This window comes from Gallibacterium genomosp. 1 (assembly GCF_000771875.1).
Lineage (GTDB): Bacteria > Pseudomonadota > Gammaproteobacteria > Enterobacterales > Pasteurellaceae > Gallibacterium.
Map to the genome: position 1 here is coordinate 43990 of NZ_JPXX01000005.1, position 12594 is coordinate 56583.

General features: G+C 37.1%; 11 protein-coding genes. 6 read left to right on the top strand and 5 right to left on the bottom strand.

From position 1 onward, the window contains the following. Positions 1 to 69: 69 nt before the first annotated feature. The 5 genes from JP36_RS01505 to JP36_RS01525 all read right to left on the bottom strand — a co-directional run bounded on the left by JP36_RS01505 (position 70) and on the right by JP36_RS01525 (position 5875). The gene (locus tag JP36_RS01505) at positions 70 to 780 is read right to left on the bottom strand and encodes an OmpW family outer membrane protein (protein WP_039135829.1); all 711 of its coding nucleotides are present in this window, start codon (positions 778 to 780) and stop codon (positions 70 to 72) included. 179 nt (positions 781 to 959) lie between these two features. Further along, positions 960 to 1325 carry a DUF488 domain-containing protein gene (locus JP36_RS01510; protein WP_039171258.1) on the bottom strand — a complete coding sequence of 122 codons (366 nt, stop codon included), beginning with the start codon at positions 1323 to 1325 and terminating at the stop codon, positions 960 to 962. A gap of 1 nt (position 1326) precedes the next feature. Next, complete coding sequence (locus JP36_RS01515) at positions 1327 to 2466, bottom strand: hypothetical protein (protein ID WP_039171259.1); 1140 nt, start codon at positions 2464 to 2466, stop codon at positions 1327 to 1329. Positions 2467 to 2601: 135 nt separating this feature from the next. Then, positions 2602 to 3231 (bottom strand): response regulator, encoded by a 630-nt coding sequence (locus tag JP36_RS01520; protein ID WP_039135826.1) that lies wholly within the window; start codon positions 3229 to 3231, stop codon positions 2602 to 2604. A 172-nt stretch (positions 3232 to 3403) separates the two neighbouring features. Further along, the gene (locus tag JP36_RS01525; RefSeq protein ID WP_039171262.1) at positions 3404 to 5875 is read right to left on the bottom strand and encodes a class I adenylate cyclase; all 2472 of its coding nucleotides are present in this window, start codon (positions 5873 to 5875) and stop codon (positions 3404 to 3406) included. Positions 5876 to 6086: 211 nt separating this feature from the next. On the opposite strand from JP36_RS01525, the gene hemC reads away from it, so the two are divergent. From hemC to JP36_RS01550, 6 genes are all read left to right on the top strand, one after another. Continuing rightward, positions 6087 to 7016 (top strand): hydroxymethylbilane synthase, encoded by a 930-nt coding sequence (gene hemC / locus JP36_RS01530; protein WP_039171264.1) that lies wholly within the window; start codon positions 6087 to 6089, stop codon positions 7014 to 7016. Beyond that, positions 7017 to 7775: a uroporphyrinogen-III synthase gene (locus tag JP36_RS01535; protein ID WP_039171266.1), complete on the top strand. Its 759-nt coding sequence runs from the start codon at positions 7017 to 7019 to the stop codon at positions 7773 to 7775. Positions 7776 to 7802: 27 nt separating this feature from the next. Next, the gene (locus JP36_RS01540; protein WP_039171268.1) at positions 7803 to 9332 is read left to right on the top strand and encodes a uroporphyrinogen-III C-methyltransferase; all 1530 of its coding nucleotides are present in this window, start codon (positions 7803 to 7805) and stop codon (positions 9330 to 9332) included. A 15-nt stretch (positions 9333 to 9347) separates the two neighbouring features. Beyond that, complete coding sequence (locus tag JP36_RS01545) at positions 9348 to 10613, top strand: heme biosynthesis protein HemY (protein WP_039171270.1); 1266 nt, start codon at positions 9348 to 9350, stop codon at positions 10611 to 10613. A 110-nt stretch (positions 10614 to 10723) separates the two neighbouring features. Beyond that, on the top strand, positions 10724 to 10912 hold the full coding sequence (locus JP36_RS11940; RefSeq protein WP_418904657.1) for a hypothetical protein: 189 nt from the start codon (positions 10724 to 10726) through the stop codon (positions 10910 to 10912). 41 nt (positions 10913 to 10953) lie between these two features. After that, positions 10954 to 12588 (top strand): site-specific DNA-methyltransferase, encoded by a 1635-nt coding sequence (locus JP36_RS01550; RefSeq protein WP_418904658.1) that lies wholly within the window; start codon positions 10954 to 10956, stop codon positions 12586 to 12588. The last annotated feature ends 6 nt before the right edge of the window (positions 12589 to 12594 follow it).

A 12594-nucleotide genomic window follows, 5' to 3' on the forward strand; every position in this document is an offset into this window, starting at 1 on the left:
AAGCAAAAGCCATAGCAATTTTTGCTATGGCTTTAATTGGAATGTTACTGTTTAACGATTAACAGTAAATTAGAAACGATAACCTAAACCAACGAAGAAGATGGTTGGGTCAAGAGTAACACGTGCTTCTTGAGAGTGCATTTTACCATTAGCCTCTTTCAAATCGAAAGTCGCTTTGGTCTTAATTTTAGCCCACCATACAGAGGTGTTGAAGAATAATTTATCGGTAATATTGATATCAATACCAGCATTTACAACTGGACCCCAAGAATCCTTCAATTTAAGATTATGTGCAGTAACACCTAATCCTGCATTGTCAATTGTTGAATTAAAGTGAGTATCAAAGAAATGAGTATAATTAATACCTGCACCGACATATGGGCGAGCCGGAGAATTTGCATCTAAGAAATAGTATTGTAAATAGAGACTAGGTGGTAAATGTTTGGTTTTCGCAATAGTACCGACATCTTTAATATCATTATTACCTACAGAAAGTGTATTTAATTTAATTTCGTGGCTAAATGGAGATGCTGCCAATAATTCCACACCGAGGTTATCAGTAATCATATAAGTACCAGTTAAACCAAGTTGTGCATTACTGTTTACATCAAAATCATAAGATAATGGAAGATCACTTTTATAGTTGTGAGTATCGGTATTCGGAACAGCTAAGATTGGACCACCACGAACAAAGAATTCACCAGCTTGGTGAGCCATTGCTGCAGAAGAAGCTGCTAATAGTGCAGCGGAAGTTGCAAGTGCTAGTGCTAATTTTTTCATAAAACTCTCCTTGAAAATGGGTATCTGAGACACTGTCTTAATGACGAAAATAAAGATACCTCTTTTGAGTAGGCATTTTTTTGATAAATATCAATTAATTTTTAATTAATTTGGAACTTTTGAAATATATCAAAAATCAGAAAATTAGCAGAAAGTATAAACTTGAATTTAGATCAATTTTATTTTAATTGAGTCAATAACCACTGTTTTAATATCAATGCGTGATTATATAGAGGATCTTTAGCTGCATAGAGTAGCGTAACATTTTGCTGTGATATTTGTTGTTTACATATCTCTACAAATTCAACACCATAAGGATTATTGTTTAATTCAATAAGATAGCTTTGTTTAAATTGTTCAAATTTCTCAGCTTGATGGTTGAACCATTTGCGTAATTGCGGTGAAGGTGTAATTTCTTTTGCCCATAAATCAATTTCAGCATCAATTTTTTTAATGCCTCTAGGCCATAACCTATCCACTAAAATACGAAACCCATCGCAATTGTTGATGGGTTGATAAATACGCTTAATTTCTAAATTATTCATATTAGCAATGATATTGTTTTAAGAATGGCAAAATTGGATCACATTCAATTGCCGGTTCGATTGGTTCTTCAGCATCTGGCTCTTGCGCTTTTGATTGTTCAGTGTCTGAATCTTCCTGCTGTGATTTTTTGCTATCCGTTGTTGTGTTCGTCTTTTCTTCATTCACAGCGTTTTTATCGTCTGTTTGCGTGTTTGTTGCTGTTGATTTTGTGTCTGTGTTAACAGTTTTGGTGTCTGCGCTAACAGATTGGGTTTTCATATCGGATTCCTTCATTTTTGATGCCTGATTTGCATCGGCACTCTTTTTAGTTATCTCTTGCGTTGAAGAGGTTCGTGGTTGCGATGACTTAATTTTACTCTCTACATCGCTCGTTGTTTGTTCTACCGCACTATTATCTTGTTTTCTAACCTTATTAGTTTCTGTTGCTGATTTGTCGCTGCCATCAGCTTTAATTGGTTTTTCTTCTTTTGTACTTGAACTGTGAGTACTGTTTACACTGGAGTTATCCGCTTTTACTTTTTCCTCTGTTTCAGGTGTTTTAGCAGATTGTTGTGTATTTTCGGTAGAATTGCTATCAGCAGTTTGTGTGCTTGAATTTGCTTTGGTTGCATCGGCATTTTCTGTTACGGTTGTTGCCGTCTGTTCTTCTTTCTTTTCACCTAATAAACGCGGTTGTAACTGCTTGAAACTGCTTGGAGAATCCAACCAAATGGCAATAAATTCTCGATTAAATGTGGGATCAAATCGTTCAGTTAAAATAGTGTCATTTAAAACAAAATAACCTTCGTTATCCAAGGCAATATAATTCAACACATCGTCAGGTTTAAAATCGGGAAAATTCTTTATAAGGCGTTTTCTTAAATTTTCTGCTTGATCAGTTGGCATTTTATCCAATGCCATCTCTTTGAAGAGAGAAATTGCAAAGTTTTTTCCTTCAACTGGTTTGGCAAATTTAATTCTTAACATAAGTGGGCGTTGTTCACTGCTGTAAGTACCGTTTTCAGTGAATAGAGAAACGGTATAAATATGGAATGGTCCCCAGTTATATTCAGCTTTACCAACCTGTTTCCAATTAGCATTGGCAGTAGTGGTATATAAAAGCAACAGTAGACTAAAAAAGCAGAAAGAGAATAACTTCATTTATTTACCTAATCTTTCGATGTGTGGTGTTATATGGCGAGCTATTATATCAAGAATTTGTAAAGCGTAATCAGGGTTACAGTGAATTTGTCTAATTTTTATCGAAAGTAACCCATTTAGCCCGTCAATTAAGTTTTAATCTAAATGCCGGTGTTCCAGATAGAGTACTGTGGCGGCAACACGAGAATGTACATTCAGTTTGCGTAATAGATTTCGGATATGTACTTTAACAGTTTCTTCAGAAATAAATAATTGATTAGCAATCTGTTTATTAGATAAACCGGTAGCGATAAGTTTTAATACATCCATTTCACGTTCGGTCAATAGTTGTAATGGATCATTAGCGGAGTGATTGTCTAACAGGCGTTGTTTAACAGCATCGCTTAACACAACCTGTCCTTCAGCAATTTTTTTCAACTGTATTAATAAAGTGTCCGGTTCAGTGTCTTTTAATAGATAACCGTCAGCACCAGCTTCTATCAGTGCAAAAATATCAGAACGAGCATCAGAGACAGTTAAGACGGCAATACGAGCATCAATATCATCAAGTCGTAATGCTTTTAACACATCTAAACCGGACATCCCTTTCATATTGAGGTCTAGAATAATCATATCCGGTGAGAATTGTTTGGCTAATGCCAACCCTTCAGTGCCATTACTGGCTTCAGCTAATATTTCAAACGAATCATCTAATTGTAAGAGTTGAGTAATGCCTCGACGCATTAATGGGTGATCATCAATCACTAAAACTGTTGTTTTCTTCATCTAAAATAATCCCATTTTTTCAAAAATACGATACATACTATCACAAGATGAATATGAAGAGTGTTATTTTGCTGGGGAAATTTTATCTTAATGAAGATAAATATTGATTTAGGTTAAATAAAACCTTTCCCTGTCTTAGCGAAATTGCCGTCATTTAGGGGGGGGGGAGAAACTACTCTGAATGATATGGAGTGATTGTCGTTTTTCCTTGTAGATGATTAATTTGATAAAACTGTGGGTAATTAAATTTATTTTTTGAAATTTGGAATGGTGTATTATTATCTCCGTTTGAAGCGGTACGATAGATTTGATTGATTTCTTCAATTTTCTGACTTTTAACACCATCACAATGATAATAAGCTTCGAGCTGATTGCTTTCATCAAGAATATAAATATTAAACGTATTGTCATTATTATCTTCAAAAAAGAATTGAAGAAAGCCTTCATTTGAATAGAATTCTATTGCTTGAGGATATTTTAATTCACCTCCAGTGTGCGGTTTTTGAGCAATAGCGATATTTTTATGTTGGTTTTCATTCAAAATTTCTTCTGTAATATTGAATTCATTTTTATGAAAAAAGTGATTCCACGCTTCGCTAGCAACGTGCAGAGTATTAAGCTGATTGCTATTGATTAAATTACTGGTTTGAATGTTGATGCAACGCTCTATCAGTTCACTTACAAAACGACTAAGAATATTCCGATAATGTCTGCTATAACAGAATACACTGACGGAGTTGATCGGTACGGAACTTCGATAAATTTTGTTGGATAATACTTTTAATGCACGAAAAATAGCGCTTGGGCCTTCAAAATGCAGTGTTCTGATCTCATTCCATAAATTACGATAAGTAAAATCAATACTGCCAATTAATTTTGTCTGTTTACTACTTAAATTATTGAACAGATGTTTAGGCTGTAAACGGAAATGGTGATCGAGTAGTGAGGCTTCTTCTGTAGGATCGTTCACTAAATTGACGATAACTGCTAAATTGCGAATTTCGCAAGGTTGATACAAATCGGCATTGGTTGCAGGTTTAACTTGTACCGGGAAGGTGTTTCTTAAATCTGCAATGAATTGTTTTAAAGTTTCCAATGAGACGTTTTTGCTGATAATGTTAAATTCTGTCTCTTCAGTTAATACACCATTAAAATAAGCCCAACAGACCAGTTTATTGAGCTGTGGATTGTACTCAACGTGGCGATATTTTGATAATGAAGAAATTTTCGGTGCTTGATTTAACAGATACCAACCTTTGCTCATTGCTGAATTGCCATCGGTTTCAACAAAAGTGAGTTCTTTTTCCGCAATATTGGTGGAAATATTAGGGTTAAACAAGGTTACTTTGCCTGGTAACTCTTCAAATGCAGCGTAAAGTTTTCGAGTTAAGATACTGATATCTTCAGGAATAATGCCTACTCCGGAAATATTATATTTACGAGCAAACTCCATTAATTGGCGATAACTACACATTAATAAATTAACAAGGCTGTTGTAACTTTTTCTTATCTGTTTGATCCGCCAATATTTTTTCTGATTTAATTCTTGAATGGTATCATTATTCCATTGCCACTGACGTGCTAGTCTCATTAATAGGGTAATGCGCCAATTACCGGTTAATTCATTATTATCAATGTCTTCAATTGATTTGATATAAAAACAGCGGCGTACATTATCAAGGCGTTCCAGATCATTGATGCGTAACAGATAGTCGGTTACTTTGTCCAACATTGCCATATAAGGGTCAAAATGATGAATGACATTGCGATCTAGTAATAAGTCTAGTTTAAATTGGTGTGAAATTAGTTTAGTGTTAGGAAACTCCCACGAATAGCATTCAAGTAATAAAATTTTGATAACCGCTTTATAAGGTGAATCAATGCCTTTATAGAGATTCCATAAGGTTGCGCCGAAATATTCATTAGCAGAAAGATTACCTAAACCACCGAAGTCTACCCACTCATTTGGGTTTAATTGACCGTTATTTATAAGTTGACGCACGGTTTCATCGTATTTTGATTCATCTTCGACTGCTAAATGTAGCCACAATAAAGGGCTACCCGCGAGTCGAATGGCAGAACGATAAAATTCATCTAGCAATAACATATATTGACTTGAACCGCAATTATCGGCAGAAAGTGGATCGGCAGTTTGTTTATAACGAAACCGATCCTGATCGACTAAAAACAGATTTAATTCCACGCCAACGTTATGTGCCCATTGACAAATAAGAGAAAATTTTTGTTGTAATTTTTGTTGTTGAATTAGGGTTAAGCTACGAGTGGCACAAACCCACAAATCTAGATCTGAGCGAGAAGTTTGTGTAATTGATCCTAAGCTACCCATTGCATAAACACCACAAATATCGGCTTTATGAGTGTTGTTATGATTAAGACTATAACGTTCTAAATTGGATAGTGTTGAAGAAAGATAATTTTCTTGATAACGGTTGAAAGAAAAATTAACAATACCGAAAGGGGCATCTTCTACATATCCCGGTAGCTCGGGAATATTATGATGCAATAAAACACAAACTAAATTTAGAACATACTGAAACTCGTTTGGTGCTCCAGCAAGCGCCCGTTCTAAACGTAGTTTATCTAGCTGTTCAACTTTCTTTTTGGCGACATCCAGATTGTTCATCAACGGCCTATTATCTCTTATGATAAATGATCTCAATACATAATTTGACAAAAACTTTAACACTTTAACCTTTATTGGTAAATAGTAGACCTATCACAGATGCATAGTTTTTGATAAATCTCAATGAAGTTGCCAAGGGGAAACACTGACAATGTCGGGCAACAATGGTAGGATATAGAGTAAATAATAATTTGAAGAAAAAGAGTTAATTATGCAAAAAAATGTTCTCCGAATTGCAACGCGTCAAAGCCCTTTGGCATTATGGCAAGCCAATTATATTAAACATAAACTGCAAGTTTTATACCCTGAATTAAAAGTGGAATTGGTTACAATGGTGACCAAAGGTGATGTGCTTTTAGATACACCATTAGCAAAAATTGGTGGTAAAGGGCTATTTGTAAAAGAGTTGGAATTGGCATTACTGGAGGGGAGAGCTGATATTGCTGTTCACTCTATGAAAGATGTACCAATGCAGTTCCCACAAGGATTACATCTTAGTGTCATTTGTGAACGTGAAGATCCGCGCGATGCATTTGTTTCCAATCAATATGCAAGTTTGGATGAATTACCACAAAATGCAGTAGTGGGAACATCAAGTTTAAGGCGGCAATGTCAGTTGAAAGCACTTCGTCCTGATATTCAGTTAAAAATCTTACGAGGTAATGTCGGTACCAGATTACGCAAATTGGATGAGGGCGAATATGATGCCATCATTTTAGCTTCCGCCGGATTAATCCGTTTGGGAGAGCAGCAACGTATCCGTAGTTTTATTGCGCCGGAAGTTTCCTTGCCGGCGGTCGGGCAAGGTGCAGTCGGTGTGGAATGTCGTCAGGATGATGAATGGGTGAATCAATTACTGAAACCGTTGTTACACCAAGACACTTGGGATCGCGTCATTGCCGAACGGGCAATGAACAATAGGTTACAGGGTGGTTGTCAAGTGCCGATTGCCGGTTATGCGATTTTGAATGGTGATCAACTCTTTTTGCGTGCATTGGTTGGTTCGATTGATGGTAGCAAGGTATTAAGAGCTGAAGCAACTGCAGCTCGGACACAAGCGGATCAGCTGGGTGTACAAGTGGCGGAGTTGCTGTTAGAACAAGGTGCAGAAGCTTTATTATTACAAGCGATGAAATCATAAATGGGTATTTTAGTCACAAGACCGGAAGATGCTGGTCAGCATCTAACGGAGATGTTAAATAAAGAGGGAGTAGCGGCAATTTATGCGCCTTTCATTAAAATTGAAACAGGTGAACAATTAAATGATGTGCCACAAAAATTGCAACAACTTGCTGCCGATGATTATGTAATATGTGTTTCGCAATATGCGGTACAATATGTTCATCAAGTGTTACAAAATACTGGTTTCGGGTGGCGTAAAGATGTGCATTATTTTGCAGTAGGGCGAAAAACTGCCGCTTTGTTAAGTGAGGCGACACAACAACCTGTGCATTATCCCTTTGCTAATGAGAATAGTGAGGGTTTATTAGCATTGTCACAAATGCAAAATTGTAATGGTCGACGTGTTATTATACTGAGAGGGCAAGCTGGTCGAGAATTGTTACCGCATCAGTTACCGGAACGTGGTGCAGTTGTGGAAACAGTGGCGTGTTATTGTCGCCGAACACAGCAGTTAAGTGAAGCTGAATTGAAATTTTTTTCTCGTGCTGGTATTGATACAATTGTGGTGACCAGTGGTGAAATTTTGCGGTATTTGCTGGATTTTATTCCAAAAAGTGAACATAATTGGTTGAAGAGTTGTAAATTGGCACTGATTAGTAATCGCCTGAAACAGCTTGCGTTGGATGCAGGTTGGCAACCAGATAAGATTATTCTCTCTGAAAAGGCAGATAATCTTAGTTTATTAAAAACAATATTATCCTTTTATCCCCATTCTTGAGATAAATAATAGATAAGGTGTGTAGTGATGAAAAAACAACATAACGAAACTGATATTCAAACCAGTGCGGAAATAAACGAAGGCGCGTCGTTGACTACAGATGAGAATAGCAGTAAGGATCCTGATAAAAGGGAGCAGGTAGATTCTCAAGCGGTGGAAGCAGAAAATACGGCAGAAAAAATTGTTGTTACTGATGAGAAAAAGGCTTCTGCAAATAAGAAAGAGGATAAATTAGATAAAAGAGTGGAAGTGGATACCACTGTGGAAGAGGATAAAACTTCGGTTAATTCAACTTCAACACAAGCGGAAAAAGCAATGAAAACAACAGAAAATAAACAAAAATCCAGTGGCGGCAAAGGATTAGCTTTGTTGGCATTATTGGTCGCTTTGGGTGTCGGTGCTGCTGGCTATTATCTTGGGCAGCAACAGCTATCTAACTTGCAACAACAGGTTTCAGCATTAGAATCAAGTCAGCAAGTAGTGATAAAAGCAGCATCGTCAAATAGTGTCGATATGACAGAAGTCAACTCATTAAAAGAAGCATTAACGAAAACTGAACAGGAGCTGAATGCAACCAAATCAACATTAGATGTGTTACAACAAAATAAAGGTATTACCGAACAGCAGATTATTGCATTACAGACGCAGCTTAATAAAACTATGGCAGAAAGATCGCAAACTCAGCCGAATGAGTGGCTAATGTCGGAAGCGGATTTTCTATTGAGTAATGCACAGCGTAAATTGATCATAGATAATGATTTAGGAACGGCTATTTCATTATTAAAAGAGGCTGATTTAGTACTCAATGATGTTACCGATCCTCGTGCAATTACCGTGCGTACCGCAATTGCACAAGATTTAAAACGGTTAGCAAATGTGAATGATGTTGATCAAAATGCTATTATGCAAAAATTATCACAATTGGCTAATTCTATTGATGATTTGGAATTATTGGATTTATCTGCTAGTAACAGTGATAGTGGAAATAGTGATGAGCCTTCAAACTCTATTAGTGATTGGAAAAGTAATATTGAAAAATCTGCCAATTCTTTCTTAAATCATTTTATCCGCATTCAACCACGAGATCCGGTTGAAAAAGCACTGCTTGCTCCAAATCAGGATATCTATTTACGTGAAAATATTCGTTTACGATTGCAGATTGCTATCCTAGCTGTGCCTCGCCAGCAGAATGAGCTTTATAAAAGTTCACTTGAAGCTGTTACTAGCTGGGTAAGAAGTTACTTTAATGTTGATAGTGCTTTAACACAAAAATTCTTACAACAGCTAGATGAGTTATCAGAACAGTCTATTTACGTTGATGCGCCGAATACCTTTGAAAGTTTGACTATTCTTGATGAAATACTACATAAACAGTCACATCAAATTGAGAAAGTTGATTTGAAAGCGAATTCACAAATTCTAGAAGAAAATAAAGAGGAAGAGAAAGTTACAACAGAGGTTGGCTCTGAATCGGTTGTGGATGATAAAGTACCTGAAGCACAACAACCTGTATCGGAAAATCCGAATACAGAACAAATTCCGGAAAAAACAGAATAGTGGGAGAGATACGATATGTTCAGAGTATTATTCTTAATGATTATCCTGCTGGTTGGTTTTATTGGTGGGCCTTACATTTCCGGTAAACAGGGTTATGTACGTATTTTGACAGAATCTCACAGTATTGAGATGAGCATTACAATGCTGGTGATATTTTTTGTTGTCGCATTGGCGCTTGTTTATGGTATTGAATGGGTGATTTCTCGATTTTTCCGTTTAAGTAGTGGTACTTATAATTGGTTCTCTGTGAGAAAACGTCGTAAAGCTCAGCAACAGATTTTGCAGGGGTTTGTGAAGATGGATGAAGGAAATTACGCTAAAGCCGAAAAATTGATAGGTAAAAATGCGAAACACTCATCCGAACCAATTTTGAATTTTGTTAAAGCAGCGGAAGCCGCGCAACAACGTGGTGATGAATTCAGCGCTAATAAATACTTAATTGAAGCGACAGAGCTTGCCGGTTCAGATAATTTAATTGTTGAATTGGCACGTACTCGTATCCTGTTACAACAGAATAAATTACCGACGGCAAGAACAGCGGTGGACAGTTTGCTAGTGTTGGCGCCGAAAAATGTCGAAGTGTTGCGTTTGGCGGTGGAAATTTATCTTCGTTCTCACGCTTATTTGGCGTTGGATAATCTATTACCGAAGATTGGTAAAAGCGGTTTATATGCTGAAGCTGAATTTATGCAATTACAACATCAGGTTGTTGATGGTCTGCTTGATGAAAAAATGAATGAAGAGGGTATCGACGGTTTATTGAAATGGTGGGAAGATCAACCGCGTTCACGTCGTCAAAACAGCTATGCAATTGTTGGTATGATCCGTCGCTTAATTGATAGTGATGATCACGATTCAGCTTATCGATTGGTATTAGATTCATTTAAACGTATTGAAAGCAGCGAAATGTTGGCTTTTGTCACGCAAATTGCTCGCTTGCAAGTGGCTAACAGCAGCAAAATACTGAAGTGGTTAGAAAAATCGGCTAAATTGCAGACTGATGCTAAATTGAATTGTGCTTTTGTCCGAGCAATTGGTTATCTTTCATTACATGCTAATGAATTTGATAAAGCTCGACAGGCGTTTGCAAAAATTTTAGCAACAGAAGATAAAGCCGATATTGAAGTTCAAGATTATACTGTTGCGGCTTATTTGGCTGAGAAAGCAAATGATATGACCGCAGCTCAACAAATCCGTCAGCAGTGTTTGAAAGACACAATGAAGATTGATGATAATACTGAACTAACCACAGATGATGTGTTGAGTTTAGAGAAAAAATAGTTTCGTTTTATTTAAGATTTAAAAATACGCTTTGATCTGCATCCCAAAAGTTGGATTAATTAGCCAACTGAGTAAGGTGCAGATTTTTATGGTTATCAAGGAATTAAAAAATGAGCAATATAGAAAAGCTAAAAATGCACAGCCCTAATCTGACGGACAAAAACATTGCAAAAATCGCAGAAATTTTCCCCAATTGCACCACCGAAATCCTAGATGAAAATGGCAAACCCAAAATTGCCATTGATTTTGAGCTGTTACAGCAAGAGCTTTCCGGTAGCCTGGTCGGGGGGGGGGGGTAGAACGTTATCAGCTCAATTGGCCCGGTAAGCGCGAAGCACTTTTGACCGCCAACGCACCTATTGCCAAAACCCTGCGCCCTGTGCGTGATGAAAGCGTGGATTTTGACACCACTGAAAACCTCTTTATTGAAGGCGATAACCTAGATGCCCTCAAACTTTTGCAAGAAACCTATCTTGGCAAAGTCAAAATGATTTACATCGACCCACCTTATAACACCGGCAAAGATTTTGTTTATGCCGATGATTTTGCCGAAAATACCGAAGATTATTTACGCCGTTCCAACCAAAAAGATGAAGAGGGCAACCGTATGGAAGTTAACAGCGAAAGCAATGGGCGTTTTCATTCCGACTGGCTGTCAATGATGTATCCGAGATTAAAACTGGCAAGAAATCTGTTGGCGGATAACGGCGTGATTTTTATCTCAATTGATGATAATGAACAGGCAAATTTAAAAAGATTATGTGATGAGGTATTTGGGGAAAGGAATTTTTTTGCAGATATGGTTGTTATTCGTTCTGAAGGCGGTGGGTTAGCAAAAAAAGTTATTAAAGGTCATGATAACTTGCTAACCTATGTTAAAAATTTAGGCAGTTTTAAAGGTATTTTTAAACCGAAAGATATTAGAGGAAAAGTAGTTGAAAAGGATGGTATTCAATATTGGATTGAAGAAGATTGGTTGCGTAGAGAATTTGGGAAATACGGAACATTGCTTTATGAAGAAATTGAAGAGGTTAAGGGAATAGATAAAAAAATAGAAATAGATGAAGGAATAAGACAAGGAAGCTATATTTTGATTCCTAAAAATGGAAAACACATTGTCGGAAGATTGCGAAGAGTTGATGAAGATGGTACTAAATTCTATAGCATTCTGAAGCATTTAAACAAGGAAGGTGTTAAAGACTTAGAACAAATTAAATTAAATAAATTTTTTGAATATCCAAAACCGCTTAGTCTAGTAAAAGAGTTAATTCAAGGGACTAGTCTTTTCACAAAAAATAATAATGAAATATTTTTAGACTTTTTCGCAGGTTCAGGCACAACCGCTCACGCCGTAATGCAGCTCAATGCCGAAGACGGAGGCAATCGCCGTTTTATTTGTGTGCAGTTGCCTGAAAAAACAGAGGAAAAATCTGAAGCCTTTAAAGCAGGGTTTACCACCATTGCTGAAATTACCAAAGAACGCATTCGCCGTGCTGCCGACAAAATTCGCAACGATTTTGCCGATAAGCTGCCTGAAAACTGGGACGGCGGTTTTCGTGTGCTGAAAACCGACACCTCCAATATGGCGGACGTCTATTACACTCCTGAAGAAACCCTCAAAAAAATACAACAATCTCAACAGGATTGGCTGAACCAAGTGAGCGACAACATCAAACCCGACCGCACGCCTGAAGATTTATTATTCCAAGTGATGCTCGATTGGAGCGTGGATTTGTCGTTGCCGATTGAGATCAAACAAATTATGGGGCGTACTGTCTTTTTCGTTGACGGCAATACGCTGATCGCCTGCTTTGATAAACAGACAGTGGATAATGATTTCATCACTGCATTGACTAAATACCGACCTTTGCGAGCCGTCTTCCGTGATGACAGCTTTAAAGACGATGCAGCAAAAATCAATGCCGGACAAATTTTTCAACAATATTCCGAAAGTACGGAAGTGAAGACGATTTAAGGAATG

What these genes read in the sequence shown, in the direction of transcription:
- JP36_RS01505 (WP_039135829.1), bottom strand. Translation starts at nt 780, where the DNA reads ATGAAAAAATTAGCACTAGCACTTGCAACTTCCGCTGCACTATTAGCA.
- JP36_RS01510 (WP_039171258.1), bottom strand. Translation starts at nt 1,325, where the DNA reads ATGAATAATTTAGAAATTAAGCGTATTTATCAACCCATCAACAATTGC.
- JP36_RS01515 (WP_039171259.1), bottom strand. Translation starts at nt 2,466, where the DNA reads ATGAAGTTATTCTCTTTCTGCTTTTTTAGTCTACTGTTGCTTTTATAT.
- JP36_RS01520 (WP_039135826.1), bottom strand. Translation starts at nt 3,231, where the DNA reads ATGAAGAAAACAACAGTTTTAGTGATTGATGATCACCCATTAATGCGT.
- JP36_RS01525 (WP_039171262.1), bottom strand. Translation starts at nt 5,875, where the DNA reads ATGAACAATCTGGATGTCGCCAAAAAGAAAGTTGAACAGCTAGATAAA.
- hemC (WP_039171264.1), top strand. Translation starts at nt 6,087, where the DNA reads ATGCAAAAAAATGTTCTCCGAATTGCAACGCGTCAAAGCCCTTTGGCA.
- JP36_RS01535 (WP_039171266.1), top strand. Translation starts at nt 7,017, where the DNA reads ATGGGTATTTTAGTCACAAGACCGGAAGATGCTGGTCAGCATCTAACG.
- JP36_RS01540 (WP_039171268.1), top strand. Translation starts at nt 7,803, where the DNA reads ATGAAAAAACAACATAACGAAACTGATATTCAAACCAGTGCGGAAATA.
- JP36_RS01545 (WP_039171270.1), top strand. Translation starts at nt 9,348, where the DNA reads ATGTTCAGAGTATTATTCTTAATGATTATCCTGCTGGTTGGTTTTATT.
- JP36_RS11940 (WP_418904657.1), top strand. Translation starts at nt 10,724, where the DNA reads ATGAGCAATATAGAAAAGCTAAAAATGCACAGCCCTAATCTGACGGAC.